This window comes from Agromyces sp. MMS24-K17, from assembly GCF_043950245.1.
Taxonomy (GTDB): Bacteria; Actinomycetota; Actinomycetes; order Actinomycetales; family Microbacteriaceae; genus Agromyces.
Window position 1 is genome coordinate 1,816,870 of record NZ_CP171640.1, and the last position, 23,805, is coordinate 1,840,674.

Here is a 23,805-nt window from a genome sequence, read left to right on the forward strand (position 1 = left end):
GGGCATCCGTAGCTTCGAGCCATGCCTACCAAAACCACAGCAATCGCTGCTGCCGTCGGTGCGTCCGCACTCGCCGTCGGCCTGTCCGGGTGCTTCGCCGCAGGCGGCCCCGCTCCCGTCGGCTTCGACGGCGTCCAGTCCGCGACCATCCAGCTCGAGGCCGTCGGCACCTTCGTCTCGCCCGAGGAGGGCGGCTACGAGGCCGCCGGCCGAGGGTCGGGCTTCCTGATCACGCCCGACGGCCTCGCCGTCACCAACAACCACGTCGTCACCGGCGCCGGCACGCTCAAGGTGTGGCGGGGCGGCGACACCACGAACGAGTTGAGCGCGAAGGTGCTCGGCAGCTCGGAGTGCCTCGACCTCGCCGTCGTGCAGCTGGAGGGGAGCGGCTACCCGTTCCTCGACTGGCGCAAGGGCGACATCGAGACCGCGCTCGACGTGTACGCGGCCGGGTTCCCGCTGGGCGACCCGACGTTCACCGAGACGAAGGGCATCGTGTCGAAGGCGCAGACCGGCGGCGAGACCCCGTGGGCCTCGATCGACGGCGTCATCGAGCACGACGCGCGCATCCGCGGCGGCAACTCGGGCGGCCCGCTCGTCGACTCCGAGGGCGCCCTGGTCGGCGTGAACTACGCCGGCAACGACGCGCTCGACTACAACTACGCCATCCACCGCGACGCGGTCCTCGAGGTCATCGGCGACCTCGTCGACGGCGAGGACGTGCTCTCGCTCGGCATCAACGGCGAGGCGCTCGTCGACGAGGAGGGCACCGGCCTCGGCATCTGGGTCAACTCGGTCAAGTCCGGGTCGGTCGCCGACGAGGCCGGCGTCGAGCCGGGCGACCTGCTCACCTCGATGGAGGGCGTCAGCCTCGGCACCGACGGCACGATGAAGGACTACTGCGACGTGCTGCGCACCCACGGGCAGGACGCGACGCTGTCGGTCGAGCTGTACCGCCCGGCGGAGGACGCCTACTACCGCGGCCAGTTCAGCGGCGAGCCGCTGACCGCCGCGCCGGTGATCTCGAGCGGCTCCGCGGCCGACCCCGCTTCGGGCGACTACGTGACGGTGTCGGATGACTCGGGCGCCGTGACGTTCGAGGCGCCCACGTCGTGGACGCAGGTCGACGGCGCCGCCGTGACCGACGCGAACGGCACCGTCTGGGAGAGCGTCTCGGCTTCGCCCGACCTCGCCGGCTACCAGGGCTCGTGGGCCTCGCCGGGCGCCACGGTCTACGCGTCGCAGACGGCCGGGCTCACCCCCGACGCCGCGGCCGACCTGCTGACCGCCGGGCTCGCCGAGCAGGGCTGCGTGTCGAACGGCCGCGAGCCCTTCGACGACGGGTTCCACACCGGCGTGTGGGAGATCTTCACGGGCTGCGGCGGATCGGCGACCTACGTCGTCGTCGGCGCCAACGACTACGAGGGCACCTACACCACGGTCGTGGCGGGGCAGGCGATCGGCGACGCCGACCTGGCCGCGCTCGACCAGGTGCTCGCCACCTTCTACGCCAGCTACTGATCCTGCCGTTCCCGCAGACGGGACGAGGAGGGCGCCGCGGATGCGGCGCCCTCCTCGTGCGTGCGTGCTGCGGTCCCGACGGCGCCGCCACGGTTCGGACCATCCGTTTCGCCCGGGACATCCGATTGCACGGGTCCGAGGGGAAACGAGTGGTCCGAACAGGGGCGCGGTGAGGCAAGCGCGGCCGGCGAGGCCCGATCAGCCCTGCGCGCGGCGGTTCGTGCGGGAGTTGCGGTTCGGGGCGACGACGCTGCCGACGCGCAGCGGCGCCTTGCCCGCGGAGCGACCCGACGGCGACCCCTGGCCGCGCTGCGCGCCCGTGGTCTGGGCGCCGCGGCTGTGGCCGGAGCCGCGCTTCGGCGCGTTCGACTTCGCCTCGGCCGGACGGCCCGAGCGGTCGCGACGGGGACGGGCCGGGGCATCCGCACCCTGCTCGGCGCGCGCATCGCGGCCCTCGCCGCGGCCGCCACGGCCTCCGCGCGAGGAGCCGGCCGACTGGCCGGCGTCGCGGGCATCGCGCGCGGCGCGCTTGCGCTGCGCGTTGGCCCCCTGCGACCGGCCGCCGCCCTGCGGGGCGGCCTGGCGCGGCTCGGGCTTCACGTACGCCGCGACCTCGCCGACGAGGGCGGTGACCTGCGGGGAGTCGGTGGCGACGCGCTGCGGCTGGGCCGTGATCGCGGCCTTGCGCAGCAGCTTCTTCAGGTCGTCGAGCTGACCGGGCATGGCGATCGTGACGACGTCGCCCTCGCTGCCGGCGCGGGCCGTGCGGCCCGAGCGGTGCAGGTAGGCCTTGTGCTCCATCGGCGGGTCCACGTGGATGACCAGCTCGATGTCGTCGACGTGCACGCCGCGGGCCGCGACATCCGTGGCGACCATGACCTTCACCGAGCCGTCGCCGAAGGCGGCGAGGTTCCGGTCGCGCTGCGGCTGCGACAGGTTGCCGTGCAGGTCGACCGCGGGGATGCCCTGGTCGGTCAGCTTCTTCGCGAGCTTCTTCGCGTGGTGCTTGGTGCGCATGAAGAGGATGCGACGGCCGCGGCCGCTCGCGAGGGTCTTCACGAGGTCGTGCTTCGCGTCGGCGTCGGCCACCTCGAACACGTGGTGCGTCATCGCGGCGACGGGCGAGTGGGCCTCGTCGACCGAGTGCAGCACCTCGTTCTGGAGGTAGCGCTTCACGAGCTTGTCGACGCCGTTGTCGAGCGTCGCCGAGAAGAGCAGGCGCTGGCCGCCCTGCGGCGTCTTGTCGAGGATGCGCGTGACGACCGGCAGGAAGCCGAGGTCGGCCATGTGGTCGGCCTCGTCGAGCACGGTGATCTCGACGGCGTCGAGGTGCGCGAAGCCCTGCTTCATGAGGTCCTCGAGGCGGCCGGGAGTGGCCACGACGATGTCGACGCCGGCGTTCAGCGCCTCGACCTGGCGCTTCTGGTTGATGCCGCCGAAGATGGTCGTCGCCTTGAGGCCGTACGCGGCCGCGAGCGGCTCGATGGTGTTCGTGATCTGCGTGGCGAGCTCGCGGGTCGGGGCGAGCACGAGCGCCAGCGGACGGCCGGCGCGGCGGCGGCCGCCGGCGAGCTTCGTGCCGAGGCGCGCGACGAGCGGCAGCGCGAACGCGATGGTCTTGCCCGAGCCGGTCTTGCCGCGGCCGAGCACGTCGCGCCCGGCGAGCGTGTCGGGCAGGGTGTCGGCCTGGATCGGGAACGGGGTGGTCTTGCCGTCGGCCGCGAGCGCGGCGACGAGCGGGGCGGGCACGCCGAGCGCGCCGAAGGTCAGGTCGGTCATGGAGATCCGTTTCGGGTGGTGCACCGCGGGCACGGCGGATGCCGCGACTCGGCGCGGCTCGAGGCCGCGATCCCGGCGGTGGGAGTCTGGCGAAGGCGCCGGTCGGCGCATCCGTTCGCCGTATGAAGTCGTCGGGCCGAAGGCCGGAAGCGTGTCTACGACGCAGGCCGCGCGAGGCGCAGGCCGTGAGCCACCATAGCGGATCCGGCTGGGAGGCGGGTCAGCGGGGCAGTCGCTCGCCCACCGGGACGTCCTCGCGGAGGGTGTTGCCCTCGGCCGCGAGGGGGCACGACCACGACGGGTCGTACGCGCACGAAGGGTTGTACGCGAAGTTCAGGTCGACGACCAGCGAGTCGCCGGCCGCGCCGGCGCCGAGGTCGGCGCCCTTCATCGTGTCGAGCAGGTAGCGGCCGCCGCCGTACGTGCCGCCGGGCGACCCCGCGAGGCGGTCCTTCACGGGAAGGAAGAGGCCCCCGGCGTAGCCGGTGATGCGCCAGACGTCGAGGGTGCCGAGGTAGGGGATGCGCACGGTGCCGACGAGGAGCATCGGGATGGCGCCGTCGGTGGCGGAGTCGACGACGACCTTGGTCGGCTCGGCCGGGCGGCGCACCTCGAGCTCGAACCGCCAGTCGGGGTCGTACCTGGCGACGGTGAGGCCGGTGAACCGCGACCGGTCGTCGGGCAGCAGCGGCGACGACGGATGCCCCGCGAACAGCTCGTCGCGGCCCGACTTCCACAGCTCGTGGCCGGCGGCCGGGTCGGTGGCGCTCAGGCGGCGGACACCGGCGTACAGCCCCGTGACGCGTCGACGCCAGTCGGCCAGCTGGAGCGCGGCGAGCGTGTCGATCATGCGGATGCCCCGCCCCCGGCGGAGGCCCCGTCGCGGCCGGGCACCCCTGCCGCGGCCTGCTCGGCATCCCACGTGCCCGGCGGGTCGAACGCCCAGCCGGGTGCGAGGGCCCGGAGCCTGGCGCCGCGCCACTGCCAGAACGCCCAGGTCGGGTACCAGAGCGCGGCGTCGCGGGCGGGCGACCCGGTGCTCGCGAGCAGCCGGTCGCGGTAGAGGGTGCGCCCGTCGGGCAGCGGCGAGATCGCCATGCGGTGGTCCCAGGTGTGGAACGCGGCGAGCGGCCCGGTGAGCGCGCCCCCGCCGTCGCGGAGCATCCGGACGCCCGTGGGCAGCCCGCCCGGGTAGGAGATGTCGACGAACTCCTCGCCGGCCGGCCAGCGACGGAGCGCCAGCGCCTGCAGCCGGTGCCGGCCCTCGGGCCACGTCGTCGGCAGCCCGTCGGCCTCGAGCGAGGCGAGGTCGAGCCAGGGCGCGACGACCTCGCGGAGCACCGCCGGGCTCCGGATGGCGCGCCACGCGGCATCCGCCTCGCAGTCGAGCGTCAACTTCAGCAGCACCCGCATGACGAGAGCGTAGGCCGCGGCGGCAGGCCGGGCAACGGACCCGCCGGGCGGCCCGCGGGACGGCGACGGAGGCCACGCCGGCAGGCGTCGGCGCCCGGGGCGCGGTCAGCCGCCGCGAATAGACTCGCGCGCATGTCGGAAGCGCTGTGGTGGCTGCCCTCGCTCGTCGTGTTCGGCGCCGCCGCGGCGGCCGTGGTGGTCGCCGCCGTCGGAGCGCGCCGGCTCTCGGCGCGGCGCGGCCGGCGCGCGCTCGACGACGCCCACCGCGACGAGGTCGCCGCGAAGGGGCTCATCGTCCGCGCCGACGAGGCGATGCGGGAGGCCGAGCGCGGCGCCGGATTCGTCGAGGCGCGCTTCGGCGACGCCGCGGCCGCCGCCTACCGCGCCGAGGTCGCGCGCGCCGGCGGGCCGATGCGCGAGGCGCTCCTGCTGCAGCAGCGCCTCGACGACGCCGAGCCCGACACCGCCGCCGAGCGGCGCGCCCGGAGCGCGCGGATCGGCGACCTCTGCGGGTCGGTCCTGTCGATCCTGGAACGAGCGGATGCCGCGGTCGCGGCCCTGCGCGACGCCGAGGCCGGAGCCCTCGAGCACGGGCCCCGGCTCGCCGAGTCGATCGCCGAGCTCGACGGGCGGCGGCGCGACGCCTCGGCGGTGCTCGACGGGCTCGCCCAGCGGGTCGCGCCGGAGGAGACCGCGTCGGCGCGGGCGGCCGCCGAGCGCGCGGCGCAGGCGCTCCTCACGGCGCGGGCACTGCTCGGCGGCGCGGATGCATCGCCCGCCGACGTCGTGCGCGCGGCGACCCTGCTCGAGCGCGCCCGTGCGGACGTCGCCGAGGCGGAGGCCGCCGAAGCCGTGGTCGACCGTGCCGAGGCCGACGTGCGCGCCGCCGCCGACGCCCTGCGCGCGGACCTCGCCGAGGCACGCACCGAGGCCGCCGCGCTCGGCGGACCCGGCGACGGCGCCGATCCGGCACTCGCCGCCGCGCTCGTCGAGCTGGGCCGGGCGATCGCCGCCGGTTCCGCGGCGCTCGTCGAGGAGGCCCCGGGCCCGGCGCGTCCGACCGCGCGACTGGCCCGCGTCACCGCGCTCGCCGACCGGCTCGGCACCGCCCGCGCGGAGGCGCGGAGGGCCGGCGGCCGACTCGACGGGGCCCGGTCGGCGCTCGGCGGCGCCATCTCGGTCGCCGAGCACGCGCTGGAGGCGGCGGCCGACGCCATCGCGCACGGACGGCCGGGTGCCGATGCCCGCACCCGGTTCGCGGAGGCCGAACGACAGCTCCGGCTCGCGCGCCAGGAGCCCGACCCGGTCGCCGCCCTCGACGCGGCCCGCCGGGCCGCGGCGCGCGCGGCCGACGCCGAGGCGCTCGCGCGCTACGGCGGACCACCCGGTGGTTTCGACAGGCTCGACCACCGTGGGTAGCCTGAGCGGATGACCCGAGCCGACGCCCCCGCCCCGCTCGCCGCCGTCGACCCCGCCGCCGCGCCGCAGGCGCGGTACCAGGTGCGGTTCGACACCGGGGCCGACGGGCTCGCCCGCATCTCCGCCGGCGCGCAGGTCGTCGTGTGGGTCGATCCGCTCGGCACCGCCGAACCGCCGCTCGACGCGATCGCACCCGCCGACCCGGGTGCCGAGCCCGCCGTGCTCCTCGCCGGGTTCGTCGACGCTGCGGCGACCGCACGCTGGATCCTCGACGAGCAGGAGCGGCTCGGCCGTCGCGCCTACCTCGCCGTCGTCGCCGCCGGCGCGGGCGAGGGCTTCGCCGCCCTCGACGTGCTCGCCGCGGGCGCCGTCGTCGACGCGCTCACGACCCTCGGCATCGACGACACCTCTCCCGAGGCGGCCGTGGCGTCGGCCGCGTTCGCGGGGCTCCGCCGTGCGGTGCGGCACCTCTCGACGGCGTCGGCCGCCGGGCGCGCGGCGTCGGCCGCGGGGCGGTCGCACGAGGAGCTGGTGCAGGCGGCGACGCTCGACGCATCCGATGCCGTGCGGGTCGTCCGCGCGGGCGCGACCGACTGAGCGCAGGCGAGCCGGAGCGGCGCCGGCCGCGAAACGCCCGAGCGGCCGGAACCGGATACGGCGCGGCTCAGGCCGCGGCGTCAGCCCGGGTCTTCGACGACTGCCGGGCGCGGTGCGCGCGCACCTTCGCCCGGTTGCCGCAGCGCTGCATCGAGCACCAGCGCCGGGTCGCCGCGCGCGACGTGTCGAGGTACACGTAGTCGCAGTCCTCGGCGCTGCACTCGCGGATGCGGGCCAGGTGGTCGGGGGAGAACAGGTCGACGGCGTCGCGCGCGATCGTCGCGAGCGCCTGCCCGACGGTCTGCACCGAGCGGCCCGCCTGGCGGGAGCCGCCGCCGAGCACCGGCGGGATGTCGGGGGTCGCGGCGAACAGGTTCACCGTGTCGACGTCCTCGCTGCGGAGGTGCTCGCCGCGGCTCGCCGACAGCGCCAGCCGCGCCACGGCGTCGCGGAGCGCGACGGCGTCGAACAGGTCGCGCGTGCGCGCCGCGCCGACGGGCATCGGGAACCGCTCCTGGAGCCACGCCGACAGGTCGTCGGGGCTGTGCAGGCCCTCGTGCGCGACCGCCTCGCCGCGGCCGATCGACCCGGTGTACGCGAAGTCCAGCGCGAACGAGCCCGAGTCGAACCACCACCGCAGGCCGTCGGGGGACGTGAGCCACTGGCCGACTGGGGGAGCGACGGTGGAGACGGGCACCCGCACAGCGTAGCGGTTCAGGGAAGGGGTGGACTCGCCGCCTTCCGACGCATCGCGGGAGTGATCTCACGGCGCCGCCAGACGATGAGGTTGGCCCGGTCGAACCCGCGCCGGCAGAGCCCGCAGCTGAGCGGCCGGACCGGCTGCCGGTACCGGTAGTGCACGTGCCCGACGGGGCAGCGGCCCACCCAGGGCGCCAGGTCGTCGGCGACCTCGCCGTCGTGCGTGCGGCGGCCGACGTAGCCCAGGCCCGCCGCGATCTGCGCCCACTTCGGTCCGTGCCCGGCACGCGGCCCGGCGAGGGCGTGCGCCACCTCGTGCAGCAGGATCTGGTGCACCTCGTCGTCGTCGTACCGAGCCGCGAGGTACCGCGACACCGAGATCTGCTTCGTCGTGTAGTTGCAGAGGCCCGCACGCTTCTTCGCGTGGTCGAAGCCGAACGACCAGACATCGGGATCGAGGTGCAGCGCGATCAGGGCATCCGCCCAGCGCCGCACCCGCTCCAGATCCGCCATGGTCAGAGGGTACTCCGGGGCATCCGTCGTCGGACAGGTGCGACGCGCCCGTCGTCCCGGTCGCGCGGCGGCCCGCTCAGCCGGCCGGCGCGAGCGGCACCGCGTACAGCCGGTCGTCGCCGGGTGCGGGGGAGCCGCGCCCGTCGGTGTTGTTCGACAGGAACCACAGCTCGCCGCCGACGACGGCGACGTCGCGGATGCGACCGAACTCGCCGGTGAACCAGGGCGTGGCGGCGGGCGGACCGCCCTGGGTCGCCGGCGCCGCCGACCAGATGCGCTCGCCGCGGAGCGCGGCGAGGAAGAGCGTGTCGCCGCCGACCGCGAGCCCGCTGGGGCTCGCCTCCGAGGTCGCCCACTGCAGCACGGGCTCGGTGAACCGGGAGTCGCCCGAGACGCCCTCGACGATCGGCCAGCCGTAGTTCGCGCCGCGGGTGATGAGGTTCAGCTCGTCCCACGTGTTCTGCCCGAACTCGGTGGCCCAGAGCCGGCCGTCGGCATCCCACGCGAGGCCCTGCACGTTCCGGTGCCCGAGGCTCCACACGTGGTTGCCGAACGGGTTGCCGGGCGCGGGCGCGCCGTCGGGGGTGAGGCGCAGGATCTTCCCGGCGAGGGAGGCCGGATCCTGCGCCGGGTCGCGCAGCGCGGCGTCGCCGGTCGACGCGTAGAGGAAGCCGTCCGGCCCGAACCCGAGCCGGCCGCCGTCGTGGTTCGACGCCTTCGGGATGCCGGTGAGGATCGGCTCGGGCGCGCCGAGCGCGAGGGAGCCGCGCTCGCCGGTGACCGTCATGCGCACGATCCGGTTGTCGGCCTCCGCGGTGTGCATCGCGTAGAGGCGGTCGGGGCGCGTGCCGTTGCCGGCCAGGTACGCGAGGCCGAGCAGGCCACCCTCGCCGCTCGCGACGACGCCGGGCACCTCGCCGGCGACGCGCGTCGAGCCGTCGGCGAGCACCTCGACCACGCGGCCGGTGTCGCGTTCGCTCACGAGCACGCCGCCGTCGGGCAGGACCGCGATCGACCAGGGCGACACGAGGTCGGTCGCGAGGACGCGCGGCGAGCCGGACGGCTGCACCGCCACGGGTGGCGGAACCGGCGTCGGCGGTGCGGTGAGGGTCGACGGGGGCGGTGACGGCTCGGGGATGGGGGTCGCGGTGGGCGTCGGCACCGGGCCGGCGGTGCAGGCGGCGAGCCCGAGCAACGCCGCGACGGCGACCAGCGATGCGCCCGACCGATGCATCCTGCCAGTCTCGCCTGCCCGGCGGCAGAATGGGAGGGTGCCCCAGCGGATCGACCTCAACTGCGACCTCGGCGAGTCCTTCGGCGCGTGGCGGCTCGGCGACGACGCGGCCCTGTTCGCGGTCGTGTCGAGCGCCAACGTCGCCTGCGGGTTCCATGCGGGCGACCCCCTGACGATGCGCGACAGCGTCGCACTGGCGGTACGCCACGGCGTGGCGATCGGCGCGCATCCGGGCTACCGCGACCTCCAGGGCTTCGGCCGACGCGAACTCGGTGCGTCGCCCGACGAGCTCGCCGCGGAACTCCTCGCCCAGCTCGGCGCCCTCGACGCGCACGCCCGTGCCGCGGGCACCCGCGTGCGCTACGTGAAGGCGCACGGCGCGCTCTACCACCGGCTCGGTGCCGACCCCGATGCGGCGGCGGCTTTCGCCGGCGCGCTCGCCGCGTACGACGCCTCGCTGCCGATCCTCGGAGCGGCCGGCAGCGCGCTGGAACGGGCGGCGGATGCGGCGGGCCTGCGGTTCGCCCGCGAGGCGTTCCTCGACCGGGGCACCCGGCCCGACGGCGCGCTCGTGCCGCGCGGCGAACCCGGCGCGGTGCTCACCGACCCCGATCGGGCGGCGGCCCGCGCGGTCGAGCTCGCCGGACGCGACGACGTCGACTCGCTGTGCTTCCACGGCGACACCCCCGGTGCCGCGGCCGTCGGGCGGGCGGCGCGGGCGGCGCTCGAGGCGGCGGGGTTCGCGGTCGAGCCGTTCGCGGCGCCGCTCGCGCCCGAGACGCTCGCATCCGGGCCCGCGGCGTGACCCGTCGCATCCTGCCGAGCGGCGACGCCGCGCTCCTCGTCGAGTGCGCCGACCTGCCCGAGGTGCTCGCCCTGCACGACACGCTGGCGGCCGACCGCCCCGAGGGGCTCGTCGAGCTGGTGCCCGCTGCACGCACCGTGCTCGTCGTCGTCGACCCGGCACGGCTGCCGCTCGAGTCGGCGGCGAGCTGGATCCGCCGGGCCGTCGTCGGCGGCGCACGCCCCGGCGCGGCGGCGGGCGCCGACGACGTGCTCGTGCCGGTGGCGTACGACGGGGAGGACCTGACGGCCACCGCCGACCTCCTCGGCATCGGGGCGGACGACCTCGTCGCGGCCCACCTCGCGGCGCGCTGGCGGGTCGCGTTCATCGGGTTCGCGCCCGGGTTCGGCTACCTCGTCAGCGACGACTGGCCGTACGAGGTGCCGCGCCTGGCGACGCCGCGTACGCGGGTCCCGGAGGGCGCGGTCGCGCTCGCCGGACCGTTCTCGGGTGCGTACCCCCGGCAGAGCCCCGGCGGGTGGCGGCTGATCGGGCGCACCGCGGCCGCGCTCTGGGACCCGGCCGCCGACGCGCCGGCGCTCCTCGAACCCGGCCGCACGGTGCGGTTCACGCGGGCGGAACCGGCGCCGGCGCCGGAGCCGCAGTCCGAACCGGAGGCCGGCGCGTGAGCGCCCTCGACGTACTCGCGACCGGCGCCCTCGCCCTCGTCGAGGACCTCGGCCGTCCTGGCCTCGCGCACCTCGGCGTCACCCGTTCGGGCGCGCTCGACCGCGGCGCGCTCGCGCTGGCGAACCGGCTCGTCGGCAACCCCGACGACGCCGCCGCCGTCGAACTCGTCGGCGGCGGCTTCCGGGCCCGCTTCGACGGCGAGGCGTGGTTCGCGCTCACCGGCGCGTGGGGCGGCATCCGCCTCGACGGGCGGCGCCTCGCGCCGTACACCGCAGCCCGCGCCGCGGCCGGCGCCGAGCTCGAGGTCGGGCCGCCGGAGCGGGGCATCCGCTCGTACCTCGCCGTGCGCGGCGGCCTCGACGTGCCCGCCGTGCTCGGGTCGCGCTCGCGCGACACGCTCGCCGGGCTCGGGCCCGAACCCCTCCGCGCGGGCGACCGCCTGCCGGTCGGCGCCGAGCCCGGGGCATCCGTGCCCGTGCTCGACGTCGAGGCCGCCTACCCGCCGCCCGCCGGGGTCGTGACGATCGCGCTCCTTCCGGGGCCCCGCGCCGACTGGTTCACGGATGCCTCCCGCGCCGCGCTCTTCGACCGCGACTGGCGGCTCTCCGCCGACGCCGACCGGGTCGGCGCCCGGCTCGACGGCCCGCCGCTCGAACGACGCGTGACCGGGGAGCTGCCGAGCGAGGGGACCGTGCCCGGGTCGATCCAGGTGCCGCCGTCGGGGCTGCCGACCATCCTGCTCGCCGACCGGCCGGTGACCGGCGGCTACCCCGTGATCGCGGTCGTCGCGCCCGACGCGCTCGACCTCGTGGCGCAGCTGCGGCCGGGGCAGGGCGTGCGGTTCCGGCACCGCTGAGGGCCCGAGGCTCAGCCCTTCGGGGCGAACACCGACCGCGACGGCGTGGGGCTCGGCACCGCGGTCGCGTCGGTCGCGATGCGCGCGCCGGCGATGAAGCGGCGCAGCTCGTCGCCGTCGACGAGCTTCGCCGGCGACGGGTCGCTCGCGAGCCGGCGGGGCATGCCGGCGAACGGCAGCTCGTGCGCCGAGGCGAACATCACGATGTTGCCGAACCGCCGGCCCTTGAGCATCGCCGCGTCGGCCGCGATCGCGACGTGCGGGAACACGTGCACCATCGTCGCGGCCTGGCTGCGTGCGAACGCCAGCCCCGCGCCGTCGGCGACGTTCACGGCGACGATGCCGGTCGGCGCGAGCCGGCGCGCGATCAGCTCGTGGAACTCGGCGCTCGTCACGTGCGCGGGCGTGCGGGCGCCGGCGAAGACGTCGACCACGGCGATGTCGACCGCGCCGTCGAGCCCGGCGGGCAGCTTCGCGAGCACGTCGCGGGCGTCGCCCTGGCGGATGCGCACCTGCGCGCCGCGGGGGAGCGGGAGGTGCTCCCGCACGAGCTCGACCAGGTCGCGTTCGATCTCGACGACCTGCTGGCGGGAGCCGGGCCGGGTCGCCTGCACGTACCGCGGCAGCGTGAGGGCGCCGGCGCCCAGGTGCAGCGCCGTGATCGGCTGCCGTTCCGGGGCGACGAGGTCGATCGCGTGCCCGATGCGGCGCACGTACTCGAACTCGAGCCACTCGGGGTGCTCGAGGTCGACGTGCGACTGCGGCGTGCCGTCGACGAGCAGGGTCCACGAGCCCGGCCGGTCGCGCGACTCCTCGAGGCGGGCGATGCCGCCATCGTTCGGCAGGCGGCGTTCGAAGGCGGAGGCGGCGGGCACGGATGCCACGCTACCCGCGAGCGCCGACCCGTCGTCGCCGTCGTGGTGGCCCGGGACTCAGCAGGCGTCCCACAGCACGAAGTCGAGGCGGGGCCCGGTCAGCACCTCGACCGGGAACGGTCCCTTGGCCCGCAGCCGTTCCTCGAGTCCGCGGGGCAGGCCGTCGGGCGCGGCGACCAGCACGGTGTTCCCCTCCTCCTGCGTCGACACGACGTTCGCGTCGCCCGCGACGAGGAGCTCGGCGGCCGGGCGGGCGCGGGCGATCGCACGGGCGAGCGCGCGCAGGCGGTCGAGCCCGGCGGCGTCGGCCACGTTCGCCACGAGCACCCCGTGCGGCGCGAGCCGGTCGAGGCACGCCGACAGGAACGGCACGTCGGTGACGAACCCCGGCGGCACGAGGCCGGTGTAGAGGTCGAGCACCACGACGTCCACGAGCGGGCGACCGGCGAGGTCGCGCACCGCGCGCGAGGCATCCGCCACCACCGTCTCGATGTCGGCGCCCCGCGGGAGGGGGAGCCGGTCGAGCACGATGCGGAGCAGGTCGGCGTCGTGCTCGACGACGACCTGGTGCGAGCCCGGCCGCGTGGCCTCGACGTACCGGGGGAGCGTGAACGCGCCGCCGCCGAGGTGCAGGGCGCCGATCGGCGCCCCGGGGTCGGCGACCGCGTCGAGCACGTGCCCGATGCGCTGCGCGTACTCGAAGAACAGCCGCGTCGGGTCGGCCGGGTCGACGTGCGACTGCGCCACGTCGTCGACGAGCAGGGTGAGGCCCGACGGCGAGAACACGTCGGCCTCGAATTCGATGCGGCCCATGCGGGCATCGTCCCACGCCGGCGCGCGCCGCGCGGCGCCCGCCGGACCGAATGAGCAATGCCTACCCATGTCACCGGGCGCCCGGTCGTGTCAGGCTCGGTGCACGCAGGACGAAGGTTCCCCGAGACCGAGGAGGCGGCATGCCCGAGATGTACGACCGGCTGGGCGGTCCCGACGGCGTGCGCACCGCGGTGTCGGTGTTCTACCAGCGTGTGGTCGCCGACCCCGAGCTCTCGCCCTGGTTCGAGGGCATCGACCTCGACCGACTCCAGGCGCACCAGCGCGCGTTCCTCGCCGCCGCGTTCGGCGGACCGCAGGTGTTCTCCGGGCGGTCGCTCTCGCAGGCGCACGCCGGGCTGGAGGTCACCGACGCCGCGTTCGACCGGATCGTCGAGACGCTCATGACCGCCCTCGACGACCTGGGCGTCGACCAGCAGGCCGTGGTCGCGGTCGGCGAGCGGCTCGAGGCGGTGCGCGGCGAGATCGTCACCGCGGGGCCGGGCGGGGACCTGGGCTCCGGCGCGGCCGCCGGCGCCGGCGCAGCCGCCGCTCCCGGCGCCGGGAGCGGCGGCTGCGCCGGCGCCGTCAGCGCTGGGGCGATCCCGTCGGCGGCGACGTCCTGAGCTCGTGCCGCCCGCGGATGCCGAGCTTCGCGTAGGTCGACTGCAGGTGGTTGTTCACCGTCCGCGGTGACAGGAACAGCCGGGTCGCGATCTCGTTCGAGCTGAGCCCCTGGGCGGCGAGCGAGGCGATCTCGCGCTCGCGCGGCGTGAGCGGTTCGGCGCCGTCGGAGAAGGTGAGCTTCGGCGTCCGCGCGCCCTCGCACGCCGCCGACAGGGTCGCCGCGTACTGGAGGTCGGCGGTCGCCTCCCGCCCGAGTCCCGCCGCCTTCGCGGCGTTCCCGGCCGAGGCGAACGCCTCTGCGGCGTACAGCAGGTGGCCGATCGCCTCCCACGCCTCGCCCGCCGCGCGCAGGGCGATGGGGTCGCCGGATGCCTCGGCCCGCGCATGCGCCAGGCGACGCCCGAGCGCGGCGCATCCGGTCGCTGGCAGCGCGGCGAGTCGCTCGGCGGCGACGGCGGCGTGCGCGCGCGTGCCGATGCGGGTGAGGTGGTGGAGCAGCCCGGTGGCGACGTAGACGGCGCCGCGCGGGGCGAGCACGTCGACCCGGGCGAGCAGGACCCGCGCGGCCGCCTCGACGTCGCCCTCCGCGGCGTGGATCCACGCGTCGGCGAGGGCGGTGACGGAGTTGTCGTCCTCGAGGCCGGCGACGATCCGAGCCCGGTGCTCGCGGGCCCGCTCGGCGTCGCCCTGCTCGGCCGCGGTGATCGCGAGGAACCCGAGGGCGGGCTCGCGCAGCGACGCCGGGCCGTGCAACTCGGCGCCGCCGACCGTGTCGCGGAACCACCGGGCGGCCGTGTCGAGCCGGCCGGCCTGCCAGGCGAGGCGCCCCATGAGGAACTCGTCGAGGCGCGCGGTGAGGTGGTCGTCGTTGCGGATCGCGTCGTGCAGCGAGGCGAGCGTCGTCGCGCGTGCGTCGGCGAGCCGGTCCTCGGCGATGAGGGCGTGCGCGAGCACGAGCTGCGCGCGCCGGGTCGGCACGACCGCCCCCGGCTCGTCGGTGTACGCGATGGCCCGGCTCGCGGCGTCGATCGCCGCGGCGGCCTCGTTGTGCGAGGCGAGCGGCATGGCGCGGGTGAGGTCGAGCACCGCGCGCTCGGTCGGGCTGTCGCCGGATGCCCCGGCCGCCACGTCGACCATGCGGAGGGACTCGTCGACCCGTTCGAGGTTCAGCAGCAGGATCGACTTCGCGATCGACAGCGTCGCGGCCTGCCCGGGCAGCACCGCCTGCACCTCGTCGAGCAGGTCGATGCCGCGCTGCTGGCCGAGCGGGTCGCCGCCGAAGACGTCGCTGCGCACGGAGGCGATGGCCGCGACGAGCTCCGGTGGGGCACCCGCCTCGGCGGCGGCGACGTCGGCGCGATCGAGCTCGGCGAGGGCCTCCTCGCCCCGTCCGAGCGACCAGAGCAGCTGGGCGTGCAGGAGCCGGGTGCCGCCGTCGGTCGCGCCGGCCGTGATGGCGGCGGCGACCAGGCGCTCCGCCGTGCGGTGGTCGTGCGCGAGCCGGGCGAGCCCGGCCGACCGGGCCAGCAGCTCGGGGTCGCTCGGCCGGCCCGCGTCGAGCCGCCACATCGCGATGCGCAGCTCGTCGCTCGGGTCGGTCGGGCGGGAGGCGAGCAGGTCGGCCTGCTCGAGCAGCAGCGCCATCGCCCGGATCCGCGGCATCGACTCGCGCACCGCGGCGGCGTAATGCGGGTGCGACAGCCGCACCCGGATGCGCGGCGTCGACTCGTCGAGTTGGATCAGGCCGCGCAGCTCGAGCGAGGCGAGGGCCTCGAGGGCGCCCGGCCGGGCCAGCTCGTCGAACGCGAGGGGCTCGCAGAGGGCGAGCCGCTCGACCACGTCGCGTTCCGCATCGCCGAGGGTGCGCAGCCTGGCCTGGATGAGGTCGCGCAGCGCGGGCGTGGCGACCGGTTCGCCGTCGAGCTGCCAGAGCCCGTCGGCCTCGACGAGCGCGCCCGAGCGGTGTGCGCCGATGGCGAGCTCGCGCAGGTACAGCGGGTTGCCCTGCGCCGCGCGGTGCAGTTCGACGGCGTCGCGATGCGCGACCGGCCCGCCGAGCACCAGCGCCAGCAGTTCGCCGACCTCGTCGACGTCGAGCGGTGGCACGTCGAGGCGCACGCTGTCGCCGGCCGACGCGACGGCGAGCAGGGCGTCGGGGAGCGGGTCGCCCTCGCGGACGGTCGCCGCGAGGCGGAGCACCCCGGCCTCGACCAGCTGCGCGAGCAGGGTGGCCGACACCGGGTCGACGACCGTGATGTCGTCGACGGCGGCCACGACCTCGCGCCCGCCGCCGATCGCGCGGATCGCCTCGGCGGCCGAGGCGAACAGGCCCACCGGATCGGCGGCCGCAGACACCAGCGACCCGGGTTCGCGCGCGAGTGCCGGAGCGAGGGCAGCGAGCGGCACCGCACTGAGCGCCGGGTTGCCGCTGAGCGGCACGACGACCCGGCCGCCGTCGGCGAGTCCGTCGGCGATGGCCCGCACGAGGCGGCTCTTGCCGATGCCGCTCGGCCCGTACGCGAAGAGGGTGCGGGCGCCGTTCGACAGTCCCGCGACGCCCCGGCCGACGAGCGACGTGCGCCCGATGAGCGGCCACGCCTCGTCGAGTGCCAGCGCTCGGGCCGACGCGGCCCCCTCCCCTGACGGACCCATCCTGCCCTTCCGGTCACCCGGCCTCCGGCCGATCGGTTCAGGGTACGCCCGCGCTCCGACCCGGCGACAGCATCAGGGCCACCCCTGAACGAGGGTCAAGATGAGCAACCGTCCTCCGCGGCGTGAGCAATCCGGCCGGACCGCTGAGCAACCCCGGCCGCGCCGTGAGCAAGCGCCCCGGGGGAATGAGCAGGCCATGCCCATCCGCCCGGGTGCCGCGCGGCGGAATCCTCGGTCGTGGCGCCGATGCGCGCCCCGAGACCACCGAGGAGACACCATGCGGTACCCGCTCACGACGCCGGCTGAGGATGTCCGGCGCCACCCCCGATCCGTCCGCTCGCGGCTCGCCGCGCTCGCGCTCGCCGCCGGCGTCGTGGGTGCCGCGGTTGCGACGCCGCTGGTCGCGCACGCCGACGAGGCGACCGCACCCGACGCCGTCGTGCAGGATGCCCCGGTCGCCGAGGCCCCGGCGGCGGAGACGGCGTCGGATCCCACGGCCGAGCCGGTCGGCGCCGAGGCCGAGTCGTCCGAGGTCGGCGAGGGCGCGTCGGATGCCCCGGCCGAGGATGCGACCGACGGGGACGGGGCTGCCGATGCGGAGGACGCGGCCGCGGAGGACGCTGCCGCGGAGCAGGCCGATGCGGCAGGTTCGGGCGCCGTGGGTGAGGCCGCTGCGCAGCGCGGCGGCGGCGAGGCATCCGCACCGGCGGCGAAGGGCGTCGCAGCCGGCAGCGCGGACCTGGCGGGCGCAGACGCGGGCCTGCCGATCGCCAACGACGACCACTACGAGATGGTCGAAGGCACGACGCTCGTCGTCGATGCGCCCGACGTGCGGGCGAACGACGTGAACCCGCTCGGCGGATTCTGGCAGGTCGACGACGGCACGGCGCCGACCGTGGGCACGCGGTCCTGGAGCACGAACGGCTTCACCTACACGGCGCCCGTGGGCTTCGTGGGCACCGCGTCGTTCACCTACGTGCTGCGGAACGCGGCCGGGCGCAGCGAGTGGGCCACGGTGACGATCGACGTCCGGCCCGCCGGCACCGAGGTGCTGCTGCCGCCGATCGCCGAGAACGACGCCTACTGGTACCAGCTGAGCACGCCGCTCTTCATCGCGGCGACCGGCATCGTGGCGAACGACGACGTCAAGGGCCTCGCCGGCACCGTCTCGATCGCCTACGCGTCGCCGCAGATCGGCACGGTCGAGCTGGCGCCCGACGGCGGCTTCCTCTTCACGCCGGTCCCGGACACCGGCGGGAGCCAGTGGTTCCGGTACCGGCTGTGCACGTCCGCCGGCTGCGCCGAGGCCGAGGTGACGCTCGCCCTGGCGGCGACCGGGCAGGACCCCTCGGGTCCGTCCGCGCCGCCGAGCGGCGAGGAGCCCGGCGACCCGACCGAGCCGACCGAGCCGACCGACCCGGCCGACCCGGCCGACCCGGCCGACCCGACCGACCCGACCGAGCCCACCGGCGACCCGGGCGACGACTCGACGACCACGACCGCCACCGCCACCGCCACCGGCGGCGACGAGCCGGCCGACGGCCCGACGCCCGACCCGGGCTCGACGCCCGCCGCCGTGCCCACCTCGACCGTGCGCGAGGAGACCGCCGCGCTCGCCGACACCGGCCCCGAGGCATCCGCCCCGCTCGTCGTCGCGCTCGGCGCGCTGGCGCTGGGCGTGCTGGTCCGGCTCGCCGGCCGCCGCCGCATCGCGGGCCGCGCGGCCCGCTGAACGACGAGCACGAACACGAACGCGACCACCGAACACGAATACCGAACACACCGGGCGATCGACCGATCGACCCACCACGGACATCACGTCCACCGACACGAAGGAACACGATCATGAACCTCTTCAAGCAGTTCGGCGACATGGCCCAGATGGTCCAGGCCGCTCCCGGCCTCATCGACTCGGCCAACCAGCTCGCCGACCAGTCGGCCGCGTACCGGGCCCAGATGGACCTGCAGGCCGTCCAGGCCCTGACCGCCCAGCCGCAGCCGGGCAACCTCGAGCCGATCGCCGGCGTCGACCTCGAGCGCTACGCGCGCATCGTCAAGGGCATCTCCGCCTACGGCTACGACGAGACCCGGCTGCCCGAGGTGGCGAGCCTGTTCGCCGTCGACGCCGAGTCCTGGGCGGCCGCCCAGGCCGGCTGGGGTGCCCGCATCCAGGTCGACCGCGGCGTCGGCCGCCGGTTCAACGAGCTCTACCAGGTGGTGTGACATGGGCTTCCTGAAGGACCTCACGACCCTCACCCGGCAGGCGAACCAGGGCTACGCGCGGATGGACGTCGGCGCGAGCCTCGCCCAGGCGCAGGCCTCGATCGACCAGGCCAATCGCATGATGGCGGCGAGCGTGCCGCAGGCCACCGACCCCTCGCTCGAGCCGCGCCGGATCCGCACGACGGCCACCGTCATCGGGGCGCGCCAGCTCCCGATGATGCTGGGCGTGCACCTCATCGTCGAGCTCGACGTGCACGTCCTCATGCCGGGCGGCGTCCCGATGCCGGCGACCCGCACCGAGCAGGTCTCGGCGCTCCAGCTGGCGGCGGTGCAGCCGGGCGCGCAGCTGCCGGCCAGCATCGTGCCGGGGCATCCCGAGACGCTGCGGATCGAGTGGGCCGCCTGACGCGGGCCGCCCGCGGTGCCGAGGCCCTCGCCGGATTCCCGGCGGGGGCCTCAGCCGCGTTCGACGCGGTCGGCCTCGAACGCGTCGAGCGCGGCGGCCAGCAACTGGTCGCGGTCGAGGCCGGTCGCCGCGGCCAGCGCGGCGATGCGGGCTTCGAGGGCGGGCGAGGCGGGCGCGGTCGGTGCGGATGCCTCGGCGGGTGCGGATGCCCCGGCCGGCGCGGATGCCTCGACCGGCGGTGCCGCGAGGGGTTCGCCGCCGCCCGCGGCCGCGCCCACGGGGTCGCGCAGGAAGAGCGCGAGCACCGGCACGACGATCGTGCCGAGCGCGTCGAGGATCGCGATGACCCCGAACCAGCGCCAGTAGGTCTCGCCGTCGTCGGGCCCGGGGACCTGCCCGTCCGTCGCGAGCGGGAGGACGAGCATGATCGCGACCACGGCGATCGCCGCCAGCGTCATCGCCAGCGGGATGCGCACGGCCCACCGGAGCCGGGCCGCGAGGAGGAGCAGCAGGTTCGCGTGGGCGAGGCTGATCGCGAGGATGCCCGCGACGCCGAACCAGCGCCACAGGTCCCAGCCGTCCCAGGTCTCGGGGATGCCCCAGACGATCACCAGCCCGATCGCCAGGGCGATGCCGCTCACCGCCAGGCCGGCGAAGCCGACGATGCGCACCGGGCGCCCGGCGACGGCGAGGTGGCAGAGGGCGGTGATGCTGAACCCGGCGATGAGCAGCGTGGTGCTCAGGATGCGCCACTGGACGTCGCCGAACGCACCGCCGAGGAGCACGAGGATGCCGAGCACCGCCGTGACGGTGAGCGAGGCGATGATCGCGATGACGGCGACGCGGCGGGCGCCGCGGAGGCGCCTGGCGGGGTGGGGCGGGGGCACGGCAACGGACATGGGACCTCCTCGTCGCGGCCAGCATAGGGGCCGCCGGGGACCGCATCCGGTCAGTTCCAACAGGCGCGCCGCGGGGTTATACCCGAGATTCCGAATCAGGTCAAGGAACTGGCTGGACAAGGCGTGTCATATGGCTTATAGTTGAGGTTTGCGCTCCCAGACCCCACTTGCCTTCATATTGCGGTCGGCTTCCGTGCGGTTCCGGGGTCACTCGACTCCCGGTCCCGCATCCGTCTGACGGGTGCCCCACTCCACCACCATCGACAGTGAACCGGCCCCACTCGGGCCCTGGAGGTCATTTCCTTGGCTGCTGCGCGCAACGCATCGACGCCCACCCCCAAGAACGGACGCGGTGCAAGCCGCCTCTCGTTCGCGAAGGTCACCGACACCCTCACCGTACCCGACCTGCTCGCCCTCCAAACCGAGAGCTTCGACTGGCTCGTCGGCAACGAGGCTTGGCGCGCACGCGTCGAGGACGCCATCGAGCAGGGTCGCAAGGACCTGCCCGAGGCCACCGGCCTCGAGGAGATCTTCGAGGAGATCTCCCCGATCGAGGACCTCGGCGAGACCATGCAGCTCTCGTTCTCGAACCCCGAGCTCGAGCCGCCGAAGTACACGATCGACGAGTGCAAGGAGAAGGGCAAGACCTACTCGGCGCCCCTCTACGTGAACGCCGAGTTCATGAACCACCTCACCGGCGAGATCAAGACCCAGACGGTCTTCATGGGCGACTTCCCCCTGATGACCCTCAAGGGCACCTTCGTCATCAACGGCACCGAGCGCGTCGTCGTGTCGCAGCTCGTCCGTTCGCCCGGCGTCTACTTCGAGCGCACCCCCGACAAGACCTCCGACAAGGACATCTTCTCGGCGCGCGTCATCCCGAGCCGCGGCGCGTGGCTCGAGTTCGAGATCGACAAGCGCGACCAGGTCGGCGTCCGCATCGACCGCAAGCGCAAGCAGTCGGTCACGGTCTTCCTGAAGGCCCTCGGCCTCACCTCCGAGGAGATCCTCGGCGAGTTCGCCGGCTACGAGTCGATCGCCCTCACCCTCGAGAAGGACAACATCCTCACGAAGGAAGAGGCGCTCAAGGACATCTACCGCAAGCTCCGTCCGGGCGAGCAGGTGGCCACCGAGGCGGCGCGCGCGCTCCTCGACAACTTCTACTTCAACCCGAAGCGGTACGACCTCGCCAAGGTCGGCCGGTACAAGATCAACCAGAAGCTCGGCCTCGAGGCCCCGCTGACGGACTCGGTGCTCACGGTGCAGGACATCGTCGCCACGATCAAGTACCTGGTCGCGCTGCACGAGGGCAAGGCGACCCTGCCGGGCCGTCGCAACGGCGCCGACGTCGAGATCCGCCTCGACGTCGACGACATCGACAACTTCGGCAACCGTCGCATCCGCGCCGTCGGCGAGCTGATCCAGAACCAGGTCCGCACCGGCCTTTCGCGCATGGAGCGCGTCGTCCGCGAGCGCATGACCACGCAGGACATCGAGGCGATCACCCCGCAGACCCTGATCAACGTGCGACCCGTCGTCGCCGCGATCAAGGAGTTCTTCGGCACCTCGCAGCTCTCGCAGTTCATGGACCAGAACAACCCGCTCGCGGGCCTGACCCACAAGCGCCGCCTCTCGGCGCTCGGCCCCGGCGGCCTCTCGCGCGACCGCGCGGGCGTCGAGGTCCGTGACGTGCACCCCTCGCACTACGGCCGCATGTGCCCGATCGAGACCCCGGAAGGCCCGAACATCGGCCTCATCGGCTCGCTCGCATCGTTCGCGCGCATCAACTCGTTCGGCTTCATCGAGACGCCGTACCGTCGCGTCGTGACCGGCAAGGTGACCGACCAGATCGACTACCTCACCGCCGCGGAGGAGGACGACTACATCGTCGCCCAGGCCAACGCGCCGCTGAAGGCCGACGGCCACTTCGTCGAGGACCGCGTCCTCGCGCGCAAGAAGGGCGGCGAGGTCGACCTGTTCCCCGCCGACGAGATCGGCTACATGGACGTCTCGCCGCGCCAGATGGTCTCGGTGGGCACCTCGCTCATCCCGTTCCTCGAGCACGACGACGCGAACCGCGCCCTCATGGGTGCGAACATGCAGCGCCAGGCGGTGCCGCTGCTCCGCAGCGACTCGCCGTTCGTCGGCACCGGCATGGAGGGCTACGCCGCGATCGACGCCGGTGACGTCATCACCGCCGAGGCCGCGGGCGTCGTCTCCGAGGTCTCGGCCGACGCGGTCACCGTGCAGCTCGACGAGGGCGGCACGCAGACCTACTTCCTGCGCAAGTTCGCGCGCTCGAACCAGGGCACGTCGTACAACAACCGCGTCATCGTCAACTCGGGCGACCGGGTCGAGGTCGGCGAGGTCATCGCCGACGGTCCCGCGACCGACAACGGCGAGCTCGCGCTCGGCAAGAACCTCCTCGTGGCGTTCATGCCGTGGGAGGGCCACAACTTCGAGGACGCGATCATCCTCAGCCAGAACCTGGTGAAGGACGACGTCCTCTCCTCGATCCACATCGAGGAGTACGAGGTCGACGCCCGCGACACCAAGCTCGGCAAGGAGGAGATCACCCGCGACCTCCCGAACGTCAGCCCGGAGCTCCTGGCCGACCTCGACGAGCGCGGCATCATCCGCATCGGCGCCGAGGTCCGCCCCGGCGACATCCTCGTCGGCAAGGTCACGCCGAAGGGCGAGACCGAGCTGTCGGCCGAGGAGCGCCTGCTCCGCGCGATCTTCAACGAGAAGAGCCGCGAGGTCCGCGACACGTCGCTGAAGGTGCCCCACGGTGAGCAGGGCACGATCATCGCGGTCAAGGAGTTCAACGCGGAGGACGGCGACGACGAGCTCGGCTCGGGCGTCAACCAGCGCGTGGTCGTCTACATCGCCCAGAAGCGCAAGATCACCGAGGGCGACAAGCTCGCCGGCCGCCACGGCAACAAGGGCGTCATCTCGAAGATCCTGCCCGTCGAGGACATGCCGTTCCTCGAGGACGGCACCCCGGTGGACGTCATCCTCAACCCGCTCGGCATCCCCGGTCGAATGAACTTCGGCCAGGTCCTCGAGACCCACCTCGGCTGGATCGCCAAGCAGGGCTGGAAGGTCGACGGCAGCCCGGCGTGGGCCAAGCGCCTGCCGAAGGAGGCCCACGAGGCCGCTCCGAACACCAAGGTCGCGACCCCGGTGTTCGACGGCGCGACCGAGGAGGAGATCGCCGGCCTGCTGGACTCGACGACCCCGAACCGCGACGGCGACCGCCTCATCGACCGCTCGGGCAAGACTCAGCTGTTCGACGGCCGCTCCGGCGAGCCGTTCCCGTACCCGGTCTCGGTCGGGTACATGTACATCCTGAAGCTGCACCACCTCGTGGACGACAAGATCCACGCGCGGTCGACGGGCCCCTACTCGATGATCACCCAGCAGCCGCTCGGTGGTAAGGCGCAGTTCGGCGGCCAGCGCTTCGGTGAGATGGAGGTGTGGGCGCTCGAGGCGTACGGCGCCGCGTACGCCCTCCAGGAGCTCCTCACGATCAAGTCCGACGACATCCTCGGCCGCGTCAAGGTGTACGAGGCCATCGTCAAGGGCGAGAACATCCAGGAGCCCGGCATCCCCGAGTCGTTCAAGGTGCTCATGAAGGAGATGCAGTCGCTCTGCCTGAACGTCGAGGTCCTCTCGGCCGACGGCACGGCGGTCTCGCTCCGCGACACCGATGACGAGGCCTTCCGCGCTGCGGAGGAGCTCGGCATCAACATCTCGGCACGGTTCGAGTCGTCGAACATCGACGAGATCTGAACCACCCGGTACG

21 protein-coding genes are annotated in these 23,805 nt (G+C 74.7%); 11 read left to right on the forward strand and 10 right to left on the reverse strand.

The window, feature by feature from the left end:
* Positions 1–21: 21 nt before the first annotated feature.
* Positions 22–1,521, forward strand: a complete 1,500-nt coding sequence (locus ACGGZK_RS08185) for a S1C family serine protease (protein WP_395245772.1) — start codon at positions 22–24, stop codon at positions 1,519–1,521.
* 198 nt (positions 1,522–1,719) lie between these two features.
* Here the strand turns inward: ACGGZK_RS08185 and ACGGZK_RS08190 are convergent, their stop codons facing one another.
* From ACGGZK_RS08190 to ACGGZK_RS08200, 3 genes are all read right to left on the reverse strand, one after another.
* Positions 1,720–3,300: a DEAD/DEAH box helicase gene (locus tag ACGGZK_RS08190; protein WP_395245773.1), complete on the reverse strand. Its 1,581-nt coding sequence runs from the start codon at positions 3,298–3,300 to the stop codon at positions 1,720–1,722.
* 220 nt (positions 3,301–3,520) lie between these two features.
* Entirely contained in the window at positions 3,521–4,150 is a 630-nt protein-coding gene (locus ACGGZK_RS08195) for a DUF1684 domain-containing protein (protein WP_395245774.1), read from the reverse strand.
* Entirely contained in the window at positions 4,147–4,713 is a 567-nt protein-coding gene (locus ACGGZK_RS08200; RefSeq protein WP_395245775.1) for a hypothetical protein, read from the reverse strand. The genes ACGGZK_RS08195 and ACGGZK_RS08200 overlap by 4 nt, the downstream gene beginning before the upstream one ends.
* Positions 4,714–4,845: 132 nt before the next feature.
* Between ACGGZK_RS08200 and ACGGZK_RS08205 the strand changes: the two genes are divergently transcribed.
* Both ACGGZK_RS08205 and ACGGZK_RS08210 read left to right on the forward strand, forming a co-directional pair.
* Positions 4,846–6,132: a hypothetical protein gene (locus tag ACGGZK_RS08205; protein WP_395245776.1), complete on the forward strand. Its 1,287-nt coding sequence runs from the start codon at positions 4,846–4,848 to the stop codon at positions 6,130–6,132.
* A 9-nt stretch (positions 6,133–6,141) separates the two neighbouring features.
* Positions 6,142–6,729, forward strand: coding sequence for a 2-phosphosulfolactate phosphatase (locus tag ACGGZK_RS08210; RefSeq protein ID WP_395245777.1), 588 nt, complete (start codon positions 6,142–6,144; stop codon positions 6,727–6,729).
* 67 nt (positions 6,730–6,796) lie between these two features.
* On the opposite strand, the gene ACGGZK_RS08215 is transcribed toward ACGGZK_RS08210, so the two are convergent.
* The 3 genes from ACGGZK_RS08215 to ACGGZK_RS08225 all read right to left on the reverse strand — a co-directional run bounded on the left by ACGGZK_RS08215 (position 6,797) and on the right by ACGGZK_RS08225 (position 9,175).
* Entirely contained in the window at positions 6,797–7,426 is a 630-nt protein-coding gene (locus ACGGZK_RS08215; protein ID WP_395245778.1) for a CGNR zinc finger domain-containing protein, read from the reverse strand.
* 17 nt (positions 7,427–7,443) lie between these two features.
* The gene (locus tag ACGGZK_RS08220; RefSeq protein WP_395245779.1) at positions 7,444–7,941 is read right to left on the reverse strand and encodes a SprT-like domain-containing protein; all 498 of its coding nucleotides are present in this window, start codon (positions 7,939–7,941) and stop codon (positions 7,444–7,446) included.
* Between the two features lie 76 nt (positions 7,942–8,017).
* Positions 8,018–9,175, reverse strand: coding sequence for a PQQ-dependent sugar dehydrogenase (locus ACGGZK_RS08225; RefSeq protein ID WP_395245780.1), 1,158 nt, complete (start codon positions 9,173–9,175; stop codon positions 8,018–8,020).
* Between the two features lie 37 nt (positions 9,176–9,212).
* Between ACGGZK_RS08225 and ACGGZK_RS08230 the strand changes: the two genes are divergently transcribed.
* From ACGGZK_RS08230 to ACGGZK_RS08240, 3 genes are read left to right on the forward strand one after another with little or no spacing between them, the layout of a single operon-like run.
* Complete coding sequence (locus ACGGZK_RS08230) at positions 9,213–9,980, forward strand: LamB/YcsF family protein (RefSeq protein ID WP_395245781.1); 768 nt, start codon at positions 9,213–9,215, stop codon at positions 9,978–9,980.
* A complete protein-coding gene (locus ACGGZK_RS08235; protein ID WP_395245782.1) occupies positions 9,977–10,648 on the forward strand; it encodes an allophanate hydrolase subunit 1 in 672 nt (223 codons plus the stop codon). The genes ACGGZK_RS08230 and ACGGZK_RS08235 overlap by 4 nt, the downstream gene beginning before the upstream one ends.
* Positions 10,645–11,505 carry a biotin-dependent carboxyltransferase family protein gene (locus tag ACGGZK_RS08240; protein ID WP_395245783.1) on the forward strand — a complete coding sequence of 287 codons (861 nt, stop codon included), beginning with the start codon at positions 10,645–10,647 and terminating at the stop codon, positions 11,503–11,505. The genes ACGGZK_RS08235 and ACGGZK_RS08240 overlap by 4 nt, the downstream gene beginning before the upstream one ends.
* A gap of 11 nt (positions 11,506–11,516) precedes the next feature.
* Here ACGGZK_RS08240 and ACGGZK_RS08245 read toward each other — a convergent pair whose 3' ends face one another.
* Together ACGGZK_RS08245 and ACGGZK_RS08250 are read right to left on the reverse strand one after the other, a co-directional pair.
* On the reverse strand, positions 11,517–12,380 hold the full coding sequence (locus tag ACGGZK_RS08245; protein WP_395245784.1) for a spermidine synthase: 864 nt from the start codon (positions 12,378–12,380) through the stop codon (positions 11,517–11,519).
* Between the two features lie 57 nt (positions 12,381–12,437).
* Entirely contained in the window at positions 12,438–13,193 is a 756-nt protein-coding gene (locus tag ACGGZK_RS08250) for a spermidine synthase (protein ID WP_395245785.1), read from the reverse strand.
* A gap of 140 nt (positions 13,194–13,333) precedes the next feature.
* Here ACGGZK_RS08250 and ACGGZK_RS08255 point away from each other — a divergent pair, with 140 nt between their 5' ends.
* Complete coding sequence (locus ACGGZK_RS08255) at positions 13,334–13,816, forward strand: group 1 truncated hemoglobin (RefSeq protein WP_395245786.1); 483 nt, start codon at positions 13,334–13,336, stop codon at positions 13,814–13,816.
* Here ACGGZK_RS08255 and ACGGZK_RS08260 read toward each other — a convergent pair.
* Positions 13,779–16,469, reverse strand: coding sequence for a LuxR C-terminal-related transcriptional regulator (locus tag ACGGZK_RS08260; RefSeq protein ID WP_395245787.1), 2,691 nt, complete (start codon positions 16,467–16,469; stop codon positions 13,779–13,781). The genes ACGGZK_RS08255 and ACGGZK_RS08260 overlap by 38 nt on opposite strands.
* Positions 16,470–16,746: 277 nt before the next feature.
* Here ACGGZK_RS08260 and ACGGZK_RS08265 point away from each other — a divergent pair, with 277 nt between their 5' ends.
* From ACGGZK_RS08265 to ACGGZK_RS08275, 3 genes are all read left to right on the forward strand, one after another.
* The gene (locus ACGGZK_RS08265) at positions 16,747–18,201 is read left to right on the forward strand and encodes an Ig-like domain-containing protein (protein WP_395245788.1); all 1,455 of its coding nucleotides are present in this window, start codon (positions 16,747–16,749) and stop codon (positions 18,199–18,201) included.
* A gap of 113 nt (positions 18,202–18,314) precedes the next feature.
* Positions 18,315–18,692 carry a hypothetical protein gene (locus tag ACGGZK_RS08270; RefSeq protein WP_395245789.1) on the forward strand — a complete coding sequence of 126 codons (378 nt, stop codon included), beginning with the start codon at positions 18,315–18,317 and terminating at the stop codon, positions 18,690–18,692.
* Position 18,693: 1 nt separating this feature from the next.
* Positions 18,694–19,098, forward strand: a complete 405-nt coding sequence (locus tag ACGGZK_RS08275) for a hypothetical protein (protein WP_395245790.1) — start codon at positions 18,694–18,696, stop codon at positions 19,096–19,098.
* A gap of 50 nt (positions 19,099–19,148) precedes the next feature.
* Here ACGGZK_RS08275 and ACGGZK_RS08280 read toward each other — a convergent pair whose 3' ends face one another.
* Positions 19,149–19,997, reverse strand: a complete 849-nt coding sequence (locus ACGGZK_RS08280; protein ID WP_395245791.1) for a hypothetical protein — start codon at positions 19,995–19,997, stop codon at positions 19,149–19,151.
* 303 nt (positions 19,998–20,300) lie between these two features.
* Here ACGGZK_RS08280 and rpoB point away from each other — a divergent pair, with 303 nt between their 5' ends.
* Positions 20,301–23,792, forward strand: coding sequence for a DNA-directed RNA polymerase subunit beta (rpoB, locus tag ACGGZK_RS08285; RefSeq protein WP_395245792.1), 3,492 nt, complete (start codon positions 20,301–20,303; stop codon positions 23,790–23,792).
* Positions 23,793–23,805: the final 13 nt, after the last annotated feature.